The organism is Streptomyces sp. Q2 (assembly GCF_056820935.1).
Genome location: NZ_JBXEJE010000046.1, coordinates 61,573 through 78,592 on the forward strand (window position 1 = coordinate 61,573; position 17,020 = coordinate 78,592).

Below are 17,020 nucleotides of genomic sequence, written 5' to 3' on the forward strand. Positions count from 1 at the left end.
CGCAGGACGCCCGTCAGGATATGGAGCGGCCAGTTCGTCGGCATCGACGAGCCAGAGGAGTCCATCAATGCCTGCCACCGTGCCGGGTCCGCGCATTGCCATCGTCGGCGGTGGCATCGGCGGTCTCGCCGCCGGTGCCTTCCTGCACCAGGCGGGGTTCACAGCCACCGTCTACGAGCAGGCGTACGCACTCACCGAGGTCGGCGCCGGGCTCGTGATGGCTCCCAATGCCGTACGGCTGCTGCGGCGGCTCGGTGTCATGGACCAGTTCCTCCGCCGGGCCGTGCCACTGGACTGGGGGTGGGAGTTCCGCCGCTGGACGGACGGTAACGTGCTGTCGGTCGAGAAACTGAGCGGTGTCTGTGAGCAGCTATACGGCGAGCGCACCTATGTCGTGCACCGGGCCAACCTGCTGGACTCACTCAAGGCGGCTGTGCCCAGTGAGTGGGTTCGCCTGGGCGCACGGTGCACGGCGGTCGACGTACGCAAGAACGTCGTACTGCTGCGTTTCGCCGACGGCAGCCAGGTCGAGGCGGACATCGTCATCGGCGCGGACGGTGTGCACTCCGTCGTCCGCGGCGCGGTGACCGAGCCCTCACCACCGACGTATTCCGGTATCTGCGCCTTCCGCACGATCGTGCCCGCCCGAGCCGCGCCTGGCTTCGCTCTGCCCCGTGCCCAGACCCTCTGGCTGGGGCCCGGACGGCACTTCGTGCACTATCCGGTCGCCGGTGGGCAAGCCGTCAACGTCGTCGCCTTCGCCCCGGCCGGGAACTACACCGACGAATCCTGGAGTGCGACCGCCACCATCGAAGAGTTCCAAGCCGAGTTCGCCGACTGGGACCCGCGGGTGACGGACCTGATCACCGCCGGCGGTGCCCCCGGGCGCTGGGTGATGCTGGACCGGGCACCCGTACGACGTTGGAGCCGGGGCAGGATCACCTTGCTCGGCGACGCCGCGCATCCCATGTACCCCTTCTTTGCCCAGGGCGCGGCTCAGTCCATCGAGGACGCCGCCGTTCTGGCCCGCTGCCTGGGCTCATATAGGAACGATCCCGAGCAGGGGCTGAAGCAGTACGAGGCTGCGCGCATCGAGCGCACCACACGTCTGCAGGAGATCAGTCACGCCCGCAGGGAGATCAACCACCTGCCCGACGGGCCCGAGCAGAGGGCTCGCGACGCCACGCTGGCCGAATCCGACCCGCTGGCGCAACGGCTGGATCTACGGATTCGACGCCGCGGAAGCACCCACCTCGTGAACAACCACGCCGACGGCAACGAGGATCACTGCCGTGGCCGCCACTGCCGCGGTACCCGTACGAAGACGGCAGGGTCAACCACTCGGGCCGGCGACCCGGACCGGCCCACGGATGACATCCTCCGAAACAGGCTGGGGTCGCCAACCTCAGGGCAGCAACTGATTTCCGAACGTCACCGACATGCGATATTCCACCGATCGTCCCGGTCCCTTTACCGGAGCCGAAGCGGACCGGAATGGCTGACCTGCGCCCGATCACCACGGCGGACGGTCCGTGAGGGGAGCCCGTGGCGCGGTAGAACTTTGACGCGCAGATCCGGGTCGACTCCGGCACGCAATGCTTGCGAGTCGCATGCACTTATCGATGTGCGGTCCGAGCCTCCCCATCAGGGAACGATTGCTTACCTGGCGAGCGGTATCCAGGGGAAGGATTCCTCCCCCTACCACGAGTGGACATGCTCTGAGCTTCTACAGATCATGGTTTGAGGGCCGCCCGACGGCGGACCGAGGGCCGAAAGAGGGGCGCCTGCCGTGGTCGAAGCCGTTTCGTTCAGGAACAAGCAAGTAGAGATTGCTGCACATCTCCATCTTCCAGAAAATTTCAGCGAAGGAAAGAAGTATCCGGCACTCGTCGGAATTCATCCGGCAGGAGGCGTAAAGGAACAGACCATCGGCGCATACGCCGAGAGGCTTGCTGAGCACGGATTCGTCACCGTCGTCTACGACTCCTCCTATCAGGGAGCGAGCGGTGGCGAACCCCGCCTGCTGGAAGACCCGACAACTCGGGTCGAAGACGCTCGCTGTGCAGCCGACTTCCTCACCACTCTTCCGTTCGTCGACTCCGAGCGAATGGGGGTCTTCGGCATTTGCGCCGGCGGCGGCTACGCGATCAGCGTGGCCCAGACTGAGCGTCGTTTCAAGGCAGTGGCCACGGTCAGCGCAGCTCCGATGGGTGAAGGTTCCAGGGCCTTCCTGGGGCATCTTTCCCCGGTGGCCGAGCAGATCGGCACGCTGGAAATGGTCGCCCAGCAGCGCACGGCGGAAGCAAGGGGAGCAGAGCCGGCCTACGCCCCGTTCGTCCCGGAAACGCTGGAGGAGATCAACGAAACCACGCCGGACCTCCTGCGCGAAGGGTACGACTACTACAGGACGTCGCGAGGTCAGCACCCCAACGCGAAGGGCCGTTTCCTGCTGACCAGCATGGACAAGATGTTCGCCTTCTCGGCGTTCGATCAGATCCCGGAACTGCTGACCCAGCCGCTGCTCCTCATCGCAGGGAGCAAGGCGGACACAAAGGTGTTCAGCGACCAGGCCTACGAACTTTCCAAGGGGCCGAAGGAGTTGTTCGTCGTCGACGGCGCGACTCATATCGCACTCTACGACGTGCCTGAGTACGTGGACCAGGCGATCCCCAAGATGGCTAAGTTCTTCGCCGTTCTTTAGTGGTTCACAATGCGTCAGCTCCACGAGGATACGGTACGGGCCACTCTGCAGGGACGACCGCCGGACCGAAATCGCGTACGTGGAGAGCGGTAGGCAGGGGAAAATTCCTTCCCCCTCACAGCGCGCTCTTCCGGTGCAAAGCTTGGTCACACACCACACGAAGACCCTCGAGGAGCCAGTTCACCATGTCCCATTCGGGTCGCCCCACGATCGCCGTTGCCTTTCATTCGGGCTACGGTCACACAGCTGTCGTCGCCGAAGCCGTGGCGCGTGGCGCAGCGGAAGCCGGCGCCGAGGTGCTCTCGATCTCCGTGGACACCATCACCGACGAGCAGTGGGCGCAGCTGGACGCCGCTGACGCGATCATCTTCGGTGCCCCCACCTACATGGGCACCGCCTCCGCGGCCTTCCACACCTTCGCCCAGGCCAGCACCAAGCGCTGGTACTCACAGTCCTGGGTGGACAAGCTCGCCGCGGGCTTCACCAACTCCGGTGCCAAGAGCGGCGACAAGTCGTCCACCCTGGGCTACTTCACCACCATGGCCGCCCAGCACGGCATGCACTGGATCAGCCTGGGTCTGCAGCCGGGCTGGGATTCCACCACGGGCAGCGAGGACGACATCAACCGGCTCGGCTTCTTCATGGGCGCCGGCGCCCAGAGCCCGACCGACGCCGGTCCGGAAGCGGTCCACACGTCGGACATCGCCACCGCGGAGCACCTGGGAGCGCGGGTCGCGCGCCAGGCTGCGGTCTTCCGGGCCGGACGGGCCGCTCTCGCCGCCTGATCACCAGACTTTCCTTCCGTATCCGATCCACCACCCCCCGCAAGGAGCAACCATGTCCGACTCCCCGAACCTCTCCCTCATCCGCCGACTGTACGAGTCCGGAATGTCTCCGGAAGTCACCAGTGAGGTCATGGCCCCCGACCTCGTCTGGGACATCACCCCCGGCTTCCCGAACAGCGGTGTCTACCACGGCTGGGCCAGCGCGGCGCAGGACTTCTTCGGCAGGACGATGCCGAACTACGAGTCCTTCGGCGCGGTGCCCGAGGAGTTCTACGCGGACGACGAGGGCCACGTCTTCGTGTTCGGGCATTACCACGCCGAGACCAAGACCGGGAACAAGGCCGACGTCCGGTTCATCCACCTGTGGACCGTCCGCGACGGCAAGGCCGTGAGCATGCGACAGGCCGCCGACAGCCACGTCCTCCAGGAAGCCCTCAAGGGCTGAAACCCCCACCACTTCATCAGGCCATCAGGAGCAAACCATGGCGAAGATCCTCTTCGTGATCACCGCGTCCGACCACTGGACGCTGGCCGACGGAACCCGGCAGCCGGCCGGCTTCTGGGCCGAGGAAGCAATCGGCCCGTACCAGGTCTTCAAGGAGGCCGGATACGAGATCGCGGCCGCGACACCCGGCGGTGTACCGCCGACCGCTGATGCGCTCAGCCTCACCGCGGACTTCAACGGCGGCGAGGAAGGCGCCGAGCGCATGCGGACCGCCCTGCGCGAGGCGACCGAGCTGGCCGACCCGATGCGCATCGAGGACGTGGCCATCGACGACTACGTGGCCGTGTTCTACCCCGGCGGCTGGGGCCCGATGGAGGACCTGCCCGACAACGCCGCCTCCGGCAAGCTGCTCACCGAGTGGCTCGCCTCGGGCAAGCCGGTGTCCCTGGTGTGCCACGGCCCCGCCGCCCTGCTGGCCACCATCGGCCCCGACGGGACGTCCCCGTTCACCAGCTACCGCCTGACCGGCCTCTCCAACGCCGAGGAGAAGCAGAACGGTCTCGCGGACCGCGCGAAGTGGCTGCTGCAGGACCGCCTCGTGGGCGAACTCGGCGCGGACTATCGCGAGACCGAGCCGTTCACCCAGCACGTCGAGGTCGACCGCACCCTGTTCACCGGCCAGAACCCCGGCTCGGCGGTTCCGCTGGCACAGGAGCTGGTCAAGGCACTGAGCTGACACTCAGCTGCACCCGGTAGGGGACTCGGCGGCCCGGTACGTATTCCGGGCCGCCGAGTCCCCTACCCTCGGGCCCGGGCTGCCGCCCAACGTAGGCAAGATCTCTCCCCCCTCACAACGCCGGCCTTCTGTGCGAGGCTGCACATCATGAACCGCAACCCCCATCTGAACGAGCTGGGTGAGTTCCTCAAGGCCCGCCGTGCCGAGCTCAGCCCCTCCGAGGTCGGACTCCGCGGAGGGCAACGACGACGCGTGAGCGGTCTGCGCCGTGAGGAAGTGGCCCTCCTCGCCGCGATCAGCACCGAGTACTACACGCGCATCGAGCAGGGCCGCCTCCAAGCGTCGGCCCCCCTGCTAGACGAGATCGCCCAGGTGCTCCGCCTGAACGACGACCAGCGCACCTACCTCTTCGACCTCGCGGCGAAAGAGCGGGCGCGCCCGTCCGCGTCACCCGAGCGCCAGCGGGTGGACACACAGCTGCAGCGCATGCTGGACGATCTCACCGCCTCCCCCGCCTTCGTCATCGGCCGACGCACCGACGTCCTCGGCTGGAACCAGCTCGCCGCCGCCCTGTGGACCGATTTCGGGCACTACCCGGAACAGGAGCGCGTCTTCGTCCGGCTGCTGTTCACCGAACCCTGGATGCGCGAGCTGTACGCGGACTGGGAAGAGGTCACCCGGCTGGCCATCGCCCAGCTGCGCATGGAGAGCGCACGATACCCCGGCGACCAGCGCCTCACCGCCCTGGTCGAGGAACTCTCCGCCCGTGACGCACAGTTCCGGCAATGGTGGACCGAACACGACGTCGCGGCGCGGGGCAAGGGCACCAAGAAGCTTCATCACCCGGTGGTGGGCGAACTGACCCTCGACTGGAACACGCTCACCTGTGGCACGGACCCGGACCAGCACATCATCGTGTGGAACGCCGAACCCGGCTCCCCGTCCCACGACGGACTGCGCCTCCTGTCCTCCTGGGCTGCGGACCAGAAACGGACCGCGTCCGACACTGTCACCTGAGCCATCTCCCTCGTGCGTCCGCAGGGGGAAGTCATTTCCCTGGCCAGGGCTGCCCTGCTGAACAGAATTCGCCTGCACAGACTCGAAAAAGCCAGCGGGCATTACTGAACGAGCACATCTCACCGGCCTGCTTCCCGTACAGAGCCCCGCCCGGCGGAGAAAACGGCCTCTCTCACGAGCAACTCAACCTCCCCGGCGGCGCGATCGGCTCGGCCGCCGCCTCGGTGCTGTGGGCGACGGGCGGCTGGACGGCCGCGACCACCATCGGCACATGCTCCTGAGCGGCTTCGTCGTCCACGCCGTCCGGACGCTCGGACCGCCGGGACCGCTCTTCCGCCCTCGGAGCCAGTTGAGCATCGCGTCTCTCGCCGGTGCCGGTGTTATAGGGGGAGAGATTCATCCCCCCTATAACCACATCCCAGCCAAGAATCCTCCCCTTTTCCCGGCGTGCGTGAGGCGGAAATGTCGGACACCTCAACGACCGCATGCCGAGCAATGAGGTAATTCGATGAAGGCTGTAGGTTTCACGGAATTCGGCGGGCCGGAGGTGCTCCGGATCCTGGAGCTGCCCGCCCCCGAGGCCGGTCCGGGCGAGGTGCGCATCCGGGTGCACGCCGCGACCGTCAACGCGGTCGACGCCCTCCAGCGCAGCGGACCCGCCCAGCCGCCGGACGCCCAGCCGCCGTTCGTTCCCGGCATGGAAGCCGCCGGCGTCGTGGACCAGATCGGCCCGGTTACGGACACGGATCTGAGCGTCGGCGACCATGTGATGGCGATCGTGCTCCCCAACGGCACGCACGGCGCCTACGCCGAGCAGATCGTGGTCCCCGTGGACTCCGTCGTCCGCGCTCCCCACGGCGCGACCGACGCGCAGGCCGCGTCGCTGCCGATGAACGGCCTGACCGCACGCCTGGCCCTGGACACGCTCGGCCTGGAACCCGGACAGACCGTCGCGATCACCGGAGCGGCCGGCGCGGTCGGCGGCTACGCCGTCCAGCTCGCCAAGGCGGACGGGCTGCGGGTGGTGGCCGACGCCTCGGAGCAGGACGAGACCCTGATCAAGGAACTCGGTGCCGACGCCGTACTCCGCCGCGGAGCCGAGTACCCGGACCGGGTACGCGCAGAGGTCCCTGACGGCGTCGACGGAGTCGTCGACGCCGCGTCGCTCGGCGCTCTCACCGCTCGGGCGGTCCGGGACGGCGGCCGAGTGGTGACCCTGCGCGGCTTCGACGGACCCGGCGAACGAGGCGTCGTCTTCGAGCCGATCGTCGTGTTCCGCTACGCCAGGGAGCGCGCCAAGCTCGACCGGCTCCGACAGCAGGTGGAGGAGGGCCGCATCACGCTGCGGGTTGCGAAGACGTTCCCAGCGGAGCAGGGCGCCGAAGCGCACCGGCTCCTCGCCGCGGGCGGTGTGCGGGGCCGACTGGTGCTGACGTTCTGATTCGAGGCACGTATGGGCGCAGGGGCGGTGGCCCGCAACGCCGCCTCATGGCTGCGGCCGGACTTCGTACGAAGTCCGGCCGCAGCCATGAATGGATCGGTCAGCGCTGAGCCACCGTTGGATCCTTCGCCCGATTTCGGGGAGTCTGGAGAAGGGAGCGTCCCGGGGCGCTCCCACACTCCGGACACGCCCTACGCGGCGAAAGCGTTCACGCCCGTCAGCTCCGCCGACAGCTCCCACAGACGCGCTGCCTGCTCGGAGTCGATCGCCCAGTCCTTCACACCGCGCATCTCACCGTCGGCGGGGGCGGGCTCGGCGACGTCGCAGTCCTCGAGGTAGAGGCCTCCCAGGTCGGCCAGTTGGGGTGAGGTCGCCGCCCACACCTGTGTGGCCGCGCCCTGCTGAGGGTTCTTGAAGAACTCGGGGTTCCGCAGGTTGCCCTCCTCGTCGAACCAGCCGAACTCCCTCTTCTCCTCCTCGGCCACGTGCCGCAGGAGCGGCGTGATGATGACGCCGGGATGGAGGGCGAAGGCGCGGACGCCGGAGTCCTTGGCAAGCCTGTCCAGGTGCACGGCGAAGAGCGCGTTCGCGGTCTTGGCCTGCCCGTACGCCTGCCACTTGTCGTAACCCTGCTGGAAGTGGATGTCCTCCCAGCGGATGCCGGACATGTGGTGGCCGCCGGAGGAGACGGAGACGACGCGGGCACCACCGGGTTCGAGGGCAGGCCACAGCCGGTTGACGAGCGCGAAGTGGCCGAGGTGGTTGGTCGCGAACTGTGCCTCCCAGCCGGGCCCGACCCGCGTTTCCGGGCATGCCATGATCCCGGCGCTGTCGATGACGAGGTCGACAGACCTGCCCGAGGCGAGAAACCGCTCCGCGAAGCCGCGTACGCTCTTCAGATCGCCGAGGTCCAGCTCGTCCACCTCGACGCCGCGAACCCGGTCGAGCGCCTCCCGCGCGTCAGCCGGGCGACGCGCGGGGACGACGACGCGAGCACCGGCCCGGGTGAGAGCACGGGTGGTCTCCAGGCCGATGCCCGAGTAGCCGCCGGTGACGATCGCGAGTTTCCCGCTCAGGTCGATGCCCTGGAGGACGTCGTCGGCGGTGCTCTTGGCGTCGAAACCGGAGCCGATCTTGTGCTGTGCAGTGGTCATGTCCAAACGCTCCAAACTAGAGCAACGGATAGGAACTTGGGTCGGTCGTTCAGTCGCTTCGCTCGTTGAGAAGCGGTCCGCGGCGGCCGAGGGCCCACACGAGGAGGGCGGCGCAGGCGAGCCCGGCGCCGGTCAGGGAGACGGCGGTCCAGCCGCCGGTGGACCACAGCACGGAGGCGGCGGCGGAACCGATCGCGCCGCCGATGAAGTTGCAGGTGACGAAAGCCGTGTTGAGGCGGCTTCGGGCGTGCGGCGAGAGCGCGAACAGCCGTGTCTGGTTGAGGATGTTGACGCCTTGCACGGCGATGTCGAGCAGCACGACGGCCACGATGACCCCCGCTACGGAACGGCCGGCGAAGACCGCGACGACGAACGAGCCGACGATCGCGGCCCAGCCCCATCCGGTCGCCGGCAGGGACCAGCCCCGGTCGTGGAGCCGCCCCGCGCGCTGGGCGGCCAGGGCCCCGGACAGGCCGATGAGGCCGAACAAGCCGATGACGGAGACCGGATAGGAGAACGGCCGCGCGCTGAGCAGGAAGGTCAAGGCGGTCCAGAACATGGTGAAGACGCCGAAGGCGGTGGCACCGAGAAACAGCGTCCAGCGCACTGCACGTTCCTGCCTGATCACCTTCCAGACCGAGAGCAGCAGCTGCGGGTAGGACAGGCGAGCCTTCGGGGCGAGCGGAGGAATCGCGCGGCGAAGAAGCAACGCGAAGACGACGGAGACCGCTGCGGCGGCGAAGTAGATGGCGCGCCATCCGGCGGCATCCGCGATGAGTCCACTGATGGTGCGGGAGGTGAGGATGCCGATGAGCAGCCCGGAGACCACCGTCCCCACCACCTGCCCGCGATGGGTGTCGTCGGCGAGGTCACCGGCGAGCGGGGTGAGCAGCTGGCCGCTGACCGTGGTCAGGCCCAGGAGGGTGGTCGCGACCAGGAGCGCGCCGATGGACGGAGCGAGCGCGCAGGCGACGAGGGCGAGGGCCGCGCAGAGCATCAGCCCGGGGATGAACCGGCGCCGGTCGAGGACATCGCCGAGCGGCACCAGCAGCAGTGCTCCGGCCGCGTAGCCGATCTGTGTGACTGTCACGAGCCAGCCGGCCAGCGCGGTGGAGGTGTGCAGGTCGCGGCCGACGAACTCAAGGAGCGGTTGCGCCCAGTAGAGGTTGGCGACCGCCGTGCCGCCGGCGATCGCGAACAGCAGCGTCAGGCCGCGGCTCATGGTGTTCCTGTCCGCTGCGGTGGAGGCGCTCGCGGTGAGCGGCGTGGGGGTGTCCGGGGTAGCCATGGGTGGGTGTCCAGGTGAGTACGGGCCGCCTGACGGCATCGCCAAGGTGAGGCGGATCTGTTCAATGGCGGCGGAGGTTTTCGCGGCGCCAGGTCGGCCATGCGGGTCAGACCGGGCTAGGCCTGTTCCAGGGGCAGCCAGCGGCTGTCGGTGGCCAGGTGGTCGGCTTCCTCCGGGCCCCAGCTGCCGACGTCGTAGCGGTAGGGCGTGCCAAGGCGGGCAGCAGCGTCTTTCTGGCGAAATCGCCATTGATACCGAAGAGGACGAGGACATCCGCGCGGGGGGTCTGGGTGGTCATGGTCGCTCCTGAGAACGGAGGGGCGTGAACGGAGTTCGTGCGCGGTCACTTGACGCCGCGTACGCCCGCGAGGGTGGCGATGGCGAGGGCCGAGCAGATGGCGCCGACCACGAACAACGGCGGATAGTTGTCGTCGGCTCCGACGATGAGCGAGCCGTACAGCGGGATGAGCATCTGCGGGATGACGAGGGCCAGGTTGTAGACGCCCAGTTCCTGCGCCGCGTGCCCGGGGTCGGGCAGGACGCGGCTGACCATGGGCAGGTCGTTGGAGAGGTAGCCGCCCTGGGCGATGCCGATGAGCACCATGCCCGTGAGGAAGATCCCGAAGGAACTGTTGGCACACAGGGCCAGCAGTCCGGCCACCGACGCGGCGGCAGCCAGGCGGAGCCAGGGTTTGAGGCGGCCGGTGCGGTCGTCGAGCATGCCGAACACCAGCGATGCCACCACCGATCCGGCGCCGAGCAGCAGGGTGGACTGGAAGACCTTGCCGGCGGTGCTGTCACCGCCGTATCCGATACGGTCCGAGACGATGTACGTCTGGTACGTGAGGATGATGAAGACACCGGAGAACATCAGGAACCGGCTGGCGAAGGCCCAGGCGTAGGCGGGATGGCGGCGCGGGCTCACGTAGAAGCTGGAGAGGAACTCGCGCGGGCCGAAGGGGGGGAGGGTGGTCTTGTCGGCGGGCGCATCGGAGACGACGGTTACGAGCAGTGCCGCACCGGCCACTCCGATCAGGCCGGGGACGAGCAGCATCAGTGCGAGGCTGGAGTCCAGCAGGCTGACCAACAGCGTCGCGGTGACCATCCCGATGGGCATGGCCGGGCTCATCAGGCCGCTGACCCGGCCCCGCATCCCTGGTTCGATGCGCTCGGTCAGCACGGCCTGAGCGGCCATCAGCGTGCCCGACCAGCCCGCCTGTGCCAGTACCCAGCCCACGACCAGCAGCCACACCGTGCCACCGAAGCCGATGCAGGCCAGGCCGGTGAGTCCGACGAGCGGGCCGATCACCAGCCAGGTCCGGCGTTTCCCGAAGCGCAGAGTGGTGCGGTCGGACAGGGCGCCCAGGAGGGGGGAGGCGATCGCGGCGGCGAGGGCGCCGACGGACAGCACCGTGCTCAGGGTGGAGACCCGCTGACCCTCGCCGACCACGTCACGTACGCGCAGCGCCATGCTGACGGTGGGCGGGGACATCACCGCGACATAGGCGCCGTAGTACGCGGCGACCAGCGCAACGGGAAGGAACGCGCCGGCGTGTGCCGTGGCTGCCGGAGGACTGACGGCCCGGCTCGGCGGAGGTACGGCTCTGGTCATCTGCGACTCGCTTCCTTCGGCACGAGACCCGACGGGACGGATGTTCGCCAACGCCCCCGAAGTCCTCATGGGTGAGCTGCCATGACCCGCAGAAGCAGCGGCCGCCACTGGTGGTGACCAGAAGTGGTACGACAGACCCCACGCGACGACCGTCCAGTGGGTCGCGACAACACGCCGTGCGGCGGCCGGCACGCGTCACGTCTGCGTATCCCTCTCCGCAGTTCTGCGTTCGACAATAAATTTTCCCTTGTCGAGGAGGAATTAAGGAGGCCGTCTTCGCTCCCAGGTACAAGTTGTCCAGGGGACGAATTCCTCCCCCCCCCTTACGGCGATGCGCATTTGATTCCGCACAGCTACCGTCAATGGCGCTGCCTGGCCGGACGAGGAGGAATCGACAGAGGGAACCCTTCCCCTTTGTCCCTTGTCGCGACAGGCGCGAAATTGCCCGATATGAGGGCCCTGGAAAACCCTGAGGCCGCAGTTCGGTCGAGGCTTGCGCGGTCCGCAGTCCCGCGGGCCGGGGCGAGGCATCGGGGCGGATCCGGGCAGGCCCAGGCGTCATCCGCGGGCGCCGCCCTTCACCCTCGCTCGGGCCATAACGCGCTGTGCCGACCACGACGAGGTCAGGAAGAACTCGCTTCAGGAGGCGTCAATGGTCCAGGACCTGGGCGAACAGGCAGTTGACCCACAGCCGGCGGCGGGGCACCGGCGCAGGGTGCGTATGTCCATCGGAGCGCTCCTGCTCGGCATGCTCATCTCGGCACTCGACCAGACCATCGTCTCCACCGCGCTGCCGACGATCGTCAGTGATCTCGGCGGGATGAGCCACCTCTCATGGGTCGTCACCGCCTATCTGCTCGCCTCGACGGCGGCGACCCCGCTGTGGGGCAAGCTAGGCGACCAGTACGGGCGCAAGAAGCTCTTCCAGGCCGCGATCGTGATCTTCCTGATCGGATCGGCGCTGTGCGGCCTGGCCCAGAACATGCCTCAGCTGATCGCCTTCCGTGCGCTGCAGGGCCTGGGCGGTGGCGGCCTGATGGTCCTGTCGATGGCGATCGTGGGCGACATCGTGCCGCCCAGGGACCGTGGCCGCTACCAGGGCCTGTTCGGCGCCGTCTTCGGCGCGACCAGCGTCCTGGGACCGCTGCTCGGCGGCTTGTTCGTGGACCAGCTGAGCTGGCGCTGGGTCTTCTACATCAACCTGCCCGTCGGTGCCGTAGCCCTGTTCGTGATCGCCGCGGTGCTGCGCATCCCGGTCCGGGCCGAGAGACACCGGATCGACTACCTCGGTACGCTCCTGATCGCGGCTGTCGCCACCTGTCTGATCCTGGTGACCTCACTCGGCGGCAGGACCTGGGGATGGACTTCGACCCCACTGATCGGGATCGCGGTCCTGGGCGCCGTACTGCTCGTGTCGTTCCTGTTCGTCGAACGCAGAGCCGCCGAACCGGTGCTTCCGCTGAAGCTGTTCCGGATTCGTACGTTCACGCTCTCCTCGGCGATCAGCTTCGTGATCGGCTTCGCGATGTTCGGCGCGATGACCTACCTGCCGACGTTCCTGCAGGTCGTGCGAGGTGTGTCGCCCACCATGTCGGGTGTGCACATGCTGCCGATGGTGCTCGGGTTGCTACTGACGTCCACCGCATCGGGCCAGATCGTCTCGCGTACCGGGCGCTGGAAGATCTTCCCGGTGCTCGGCACCGCCGCCACCGCCGTGGGGCTGTTGCTTCTGCACCGCCTCAAGGAGTCCTCGGGCGACATCGAGATGAGCCTGTATTTCTTCGTGTTCGGCTTCGGGCTCGGCCTGGTCATGCAGGTGCTCGTGCTGATCGTGCAGAACGCGGTGTCATACGAGGACCTTGGCGTCGCCACCGCGGGGGTCACGTTCTTCCGGTCGATCGGGGCCGCGTTCGGCGTCGCGGTCTTCGGCACGATCTTCACCAGCCGGCTCGACGACAAGCTGCGCGGAGCCTTCGCGGGCACGGCGCAGTCGGAGGCGGCCTCCGCGCTCGAAGCCGACCCGCGCGCCATATCCGAACTCCCGCCCGAACTGCGCCCGTCCGCGCTGCACGCGTACGCCACCTCGATCACCGAAGTGTTCCTCTACGCGGCCCCCGTCGTCCTGCTCGCCTTCGTGCTGGCCTGGCTGTTCAAGGAGACCAGGCTGCGCGGCTCGGTCACCGCCCCCGACATGGCGCAGACCCTCAGCGTCCACCCCGTGCACCGCTCCTCGCGCGAGGAGGTGCAGCGGGCCCTGTCCGTGCTCGGATCGCGGGACGGGCGGCGCGGCATCTACGAGAAGATCACCGCCGCCGCCGGATACGACCTGCTGCCTGCCTCCAGCTGGCTGCTGCTGCGGGCCCTGCGACCGGAGAGGTCGCTGTCGCCGACGCGGCTCGCCGAGTACAGCCAGGTGCCCCTGCCGGTGATCCAGGACGCCCTGCACGAGATCGAGCAGCGCCGACTGGCCACCCTCGAGGGCATGAACCTGCTCCTCACCGACGCGGGACGCGAGGCTGCGGAAAAGCTGTCGGCGGCCCGCCAGGACTCCTTCTCCGAACTGCTTGGCGACTGGTGGGGACCCGACCGGCCGACGGACCTGGTCGAACTGGTCGAGGAGCTGTCATCGCAGCTGTCAGGCTCCGACGAGGAGCGGCCGCGGGCCTCGGTGCCCCGGGACCGCGCCCGCCGCACATGATCCCGGGGTAGGCAGCGCCCGGACGTGGGCAGCAGCCGGATCTCCTCGCCCTCGGGCCCTCCACGACGGCGGCCAGGCAGTCCCACGGGCCCGGCTACGACGGCCCCGGCGAGCCGGACAGTCGTCTACGAGCAGCCGGCTCGTATTGCGTTACGCGCGGGGAGAAAGCCGGACTCGACCGGCTTCGACAGGAGGTGAAGGGACGAACGATGTCGCCCCTTGGGTCCCGGCGGCCCTGTGACTGCACGTCGGACCACCAGGGCCCGGCGCCCCTCAAGCTGCCGCGTCCCGGGCCGGCGTGTGCGGGTCCGCGGTCCACGACGCCAGGAAGAGCAGCCCGTCATGGGACGGGGTCCCGGGAGCGGCGGTTGAGAACACCAGCTTCTGGGCGGGGTCGGCTGTGCAGGTCAGGCTGTCCCAGTCGAGGGTGAGGTCGCCGACGACCGGATGGCGCAGCCTCTTGGTACCCATCCGCAGGCCGGTCATCTGACGGCCTGCCCACCACTGCCGGAAGTCGGCGTCGGCCACCGAGAGCTCGCCGACGAGCGCGGCCAACCCCGGGTCGCCAGGGCGCCTGGCGGCCTCCAGGCGCAGGTGGGCGACGCAGGTTCGAGCGTTTGTTCTCCAGTCGAGGTAGAGCTCCCGGAAAGCCGGGTCGNCGCGGCCAACCCCGGGTCGCCAGGGCGCCTGGCGGCCTCCAGGCGCAGGTGGGCGACGCAGGTTCGAGCGTTTGTTCTCCAGTCGAGGTAGAGCTCCCGGAAAGCCGGGTCGGTGAAGAGCAGCCGGGCGTAGTTGCGTTTCTTCTCGGGGACCCGGTCGAAGTCGGTGAGCAGAGCGGCTGCCAGAGGGTTCCAGGCGAGGATGTCCAGGCGCCGGCCGAGAACGAGCGCGGGAGTCGCTGTCAGCTCGTCCAGGATGCGCCTGAGCTGCGGGTGGACCTTCTGCGCCGGTCGGCGGCGCGGTTCGTGAGCGCCACTCGCGGCCAGCGCGAACAGGTGGTCACGCTGGTCGTCATCGAGATGCAGGACACGGACCAGAGCGGTGAGCACCGACCTCGGCACGGGGGCACGCCCTTGCTCCAACCGCGCGTAGGAGTAGGTGCTGATCCCTGCGAGTCGGGCGACCTCCTCCCGGCGCAGCCCCGGCACGCGCCTGGGCGCCCCGGACTCGGGCAGACCCACGGTCCGCGGGCTGAGTTGGGCTCGGCGCTCCTTGAGGAATTCTCCCAGCTCAGGCAAATGCGCTTCGCTGTACATAGCAGCCAGTGTCGCAGCATCCACCGGAAAAGTGAGGGGGAGAGTTTTCTCCCAGGGTTCGGCAATTCACGTTGTCCCTTCCGGGTGCGCAGTGCCGGATCAGGCGGTCAGGTCAGTCGACCGGACCGGTCGGCGGACGCGCCGTGCTGACGGGCGGCCCGTGAGGCGAGGTCACGTAGTCCGTCGTAGGAGGGCGTGCCGGGCTCCGCCGTCCAGACGACGAGTTCCTGATCGGGGTCGCTGCTGCAGGTGAAGGTGTCCCAGTCGAGCACGAGTTCACCGACGACGGGGTGGTGGAACCTCTTCATGCCCATCCTGCGCGACGGCGACGGCACGTGACGGCTTCCCCACCACTGTCCGAAGTCCTTGTCCTGCATGGAGAGTTCGCCGACCAGACTGGTCAGCCGCGGATCGTCCGGGCATTTGGCGGCCCACGTGTGCAGATGGGACACGCAGTCACGGGCGACTGCACGCCAGTCCGCGTACAGCGTCCGCATGGACGGATCGGTGAAGAGGATACGGGCGCAGTTCCGCTTGTCTTCCGGTACCTGCGCGAAATCGGTGAGCAGGGCGGCGGCGAGCGGATTCCACGCCAGGATGTCCATACGGCGGCCGATCACTATGCCCGGGCTCACGGTGAGCTCGTCGAGCAGGCGGCGCAACTGCGGTTGCGCCTTCTGCGCGGCCGGGCGGCGGTGCCGCCTCCCCTGCCGGCCGGCCAGCTCGAACAGATGGTCACGCTGGTGATCATCCAGATGCATGACATGGGCAAGAGCAGTCAGCACTGACGCAGACGGCCGGATGCGGCCCTGCTCCAGCCGCGTGTAGTAGTCGGTGCTGATGGCGGCGAGCTGGGCGACCTCCTCCCTGCGCAGGCCGGCCACCCGCCGAGGGCCACCGGTGTCGGGCAGACCGACCGTGCGCGGGCTCAACTCGGCCCTGCGTGCCTTGAGGAATTCTCCCAGCCCTTTCGGATGCGCGTCGCGGGTCATAACGGCCAGTCTCGCACCGCTCGGTCTGCGCGAGGGGGGTAAGGATTCCTCCCCTGGACAAGCCATTCCCAGGATGGAATTCTCCCCTTTGTGGGCTCGTACGAGGATGGCAGGGTCAATCACGCAGGCGGCGACCCGGACGTGCCCACGGAGAGCATTCACCCGAACAGGCAGGCTCGCCAACCTCAGGGTGGTAATTGTTTTCCGAACGTCACCGACATTCGGTTTTTTTCCTGCGGCAGGCGGGAGGAGGCGGTCAAAGAAAGTGCCGACGGAAGCCACCTTCGCCAGCAACAACCTGACACCTGCCTGCCGTACCCAAACTGCCGACGCCGCTACCGGCCACCCGCCGCCCACAATCATGATCAGCCGCCGGTGGGACGGGGCCAAGGAGCAGACCGCCCCTGTCGCACGTCGGAGCGCTGTTCCTGCTGGCCTACGGCGGAGGGGCCGCGGTCGGAGTGGCGGTCGCCTGGGTCAACATGAACCTGCGACGCCGACTGGACGACCCCCTGCTCGGCAATCTCGTCATGATCCTGGCGCCGTTCACGGCGTATCTGCTGGCCGAACAGATTCACGCCTCCGGCGTCCTCGCGGTCGTCGTGAGCGGACTGATCATGGCCCAGGTGGCGCCGAGCCTCATCCGCGCCGATCACCGCCGCCAGGCACTGGCCTTCTGGCCGCTGGCCACGTTCATCATCAACGGCGCCCTGTTCGTCCTGGTCGGAGTGGAACTACAGTACGCACTGCGCCACCTGAGCCGATCCGACCTCAGGGATCGACGACACCGTGCTGCGCCAGCTTCAGGCCGCCTTGGTACCTGGGCGACCAGCGCCTCAACCCGGTCTTCGCGGAACTCGACCGCCGCCGCGCCGTGGTCTTCCTGCACCCCACC

At 68.2% G+C, this 17,020-nt stretch carries 14 protein-coding genes and 1 pseudogene; 9 read left to right on the plus strand and 6 right to left on the minus strand.

Features of this window, described 5'->3' with window-relative positions; genetic code table 11:
* Positions 1 to 67: 67 nt before the first annotated feature.
* From ACWBNA_RS38730 to ACWBNA_RS38755, 6 genes are all read left to right on the plus strand, one after another.
* Positions 68 to 1,744: an FAD-dependent monooxygenase gene (locus ACWBNA_RS38730; RefSeq protein ID WP_482709235.1), complete on the plus strand. Its 1,677-nt coding sequence runs from the start codon at positions 68 to 70 to the stop codon at positions 1,742 to 1,744.
* A gap of 45 nt (positions 1,745 to 1,789) precedes the next feature.
* Positions 1,790 to 2,701: an alpha/beta hydrolase gene (locus tag ACWBNA_RS38735; RefSeq protein ID WP_482709236.1), complete on the plus strand. Its 912-nt coding sequence runs from the start codon at positions 1,790 to 1,792 to the stop codon at positions 2,699 to 2,701.
* A 185-nt stretch (positions 2,702 to 2,886) separates the two neighbouring features.
* A complete protein-coding gene (locus ACWBNA_RS38740; protein WP_482709238.1) occupies positions 2,887 to 3,486 on the plus strand; it encodes a flavodoxin family protein in 600 nt (199 codons plus the stop codon).
* A 52-nt stretch (positions 3,487 to 3,538) separates the two neighbouring features.
* On the plus strand, positions 3,539 to 3,931 hold the full coding sequence (locus ACWBNA_RS38745; protein WP_482709239.1) for a nuclear transport factor 2 family protein: 393 nt from the start codon (positions 3,539 to 3,541) through the stop codon (positions 3,929 to 3,931).
* 37 nt (positions 3,932 to 3,968) lie between these two features.
* On the plus strand, positions 3,969 to 4,667 hold the full coding sequence (locus ACWBNA_RS38750; protein ID WP_482709241.1) for a type 1 glutamine amidotransferase domain-containing protein: 699 nt from the start codon (positions 3,969 to 3,971) through the stop codon (positions 4,665 to 4,667).
* 147 nt (positions 4,668 to 4,814) lie between these two features.
* A complete protein-coding gene (locus ACWBNA_RS38755; protein WP_482709242.1) occupies positions 4,815 to 5,684 on the plus strand; it encodes a helix-turn-helix domain-containing protein in 870 nt (289 codons plus the stop codon).
* 172 nt (positions 5,685 to 5,856) lie between these two features.
* On the opposite strand, the gene ACWBNA_RS38760 is transcribed toward ACWBNA_RS38755, so the two are convergent.
* Complete coding sequence (locus tag ACWBNA_RS38760; RefSeq protein ID WP_482709243.1) at positions 5,857 to 5,982, minus strand: hypothetical protein; 126 nt, start codon at positions 5,980 to 5,982, stop codon at positions 5,857 to 5,859.
* Between the two features lie 210 nt (positions 5,983 to 6,192).
* Here ACWBNA_RS38760 and ACWBNA_RS38765 point away from each other — a divergent pair, with 210 nt between their 5' ends.
* On the plus strand, positions 6,193 to 7,125 hold the full coding sequence (locus ACWBNA_RS38765; protein WP_482709244.1) for an NADP-dependent oxidoreductase: 933 nt from the start codon (positions 6,193 to 6,195) through the stop codon (positions 7,123 to 7,125).
* A gap of 191 nt (positions 7,126 to 7,316) precedes the next feature.
* On the opposite strand, the gene ACWBNA_RS38770 is transcribed toward ACWBNA_RS38765, so the two are convergent.
* From ACWBNA_RS38770 to ACWBNA_RS38780, 3 genes are all read right to left on the minus strand, one after another.
* Positions 7,317 to 8,279, minus strand: a complete 963-nt coding sequence (locus ACWBNA_RS38770; protein ID WP_482709245.1) for an SDR family NAD(P)-dependent oxidoreductase — start codon at positions 8,277 to 8,279, stop codon at positions 7,317 to 7,319.
* Between the two features lie 49 nt (positions 8,280 to 8,328).
* Positions 8,329 to 9,567, minus strand: a complete 1,239-nt coding sequence (locus ACWBNA_RS38775; RefSeq protein ID WP_482709247.1) for an MFS transporter — start codon at positions 9,565 to 9,567, stop codon at positions 8,329 to 8,331.
* A 343-nt stretch (positions 9,568 to 9,910) separates the two neighbouring features.
* Positions 9,911 to 11,179: an MFS transporter gene (locus tag ACWBNA_RS38780; RefSeq protein WP_482709248.1), complete on the minus strand. Its 1,269-nt coding sequence runs from the start codon at positions 11,177 to 11,179 to the stop codon at positions 9,911 to 9,913.
* A gap of 652 nt (positions 11,180 to 11,831) precedes the next feature.
* On the opposite strand from ACWBNA_RS38780, the gene ACWBNA_RS38785 reads away from it, so the two are divergent.
* Complete coding sequence (locus ACWBNA_RS38785; protein ID WP_482709249.1) at positions 11,832 to 13,877, plus strand: DHA2 family efflux MFS transporter permease subunit; 2,046 nt, start codon at positions 11,832 to 11,834, stop codon at positions 13,875 to 13,877.
* A gap of 273 nt (positions 13,878 to 14,150) precedes the next feature.
* Here the strand turns inward: ACWBNA_RS38785 and ACWBNA_RS38790 are convergent.
* Together ACWBNA_RS38790 and ACWBNA_RS38795 are read right to left on the minus strand one after the other, a co-directional pair.
* Positions 14,151 to 15,133, minus strand: a pseudogene (locus ACWBNA_RS38790) (helix-turn-helix transcriptional regulator).
* Between the two features lie 107 nt (positions 15,134 to 15,240).
* Positions 15,241 to 16,125: a helix-turn-helix domain-containing protein gene (locus ACWBNA_RS38795; RefSeq protein WP_482709250.1), complete on the minus strand. Its 885-nt coding sequence runs from the start codon at positions 16,123 to 16,125 to the stop codon at positions 15,241 to 15,243.
* 461 nt (positions 16,126 to 16,586) lie between these two features.
* Here ACWBNA_RS38795 and ACWBNA_RS38800 point away from each other — a divergent pair.
* Positions 16,587 to 17,020, plus strand: a 434-nt coding sequence (locus tag ACWBNA_RS38800; RefSeq protein WP_482709251.1) for a cation:proton antiporter domain-containing protein, incomplete at its 3' end; no start/stop codon positions are given.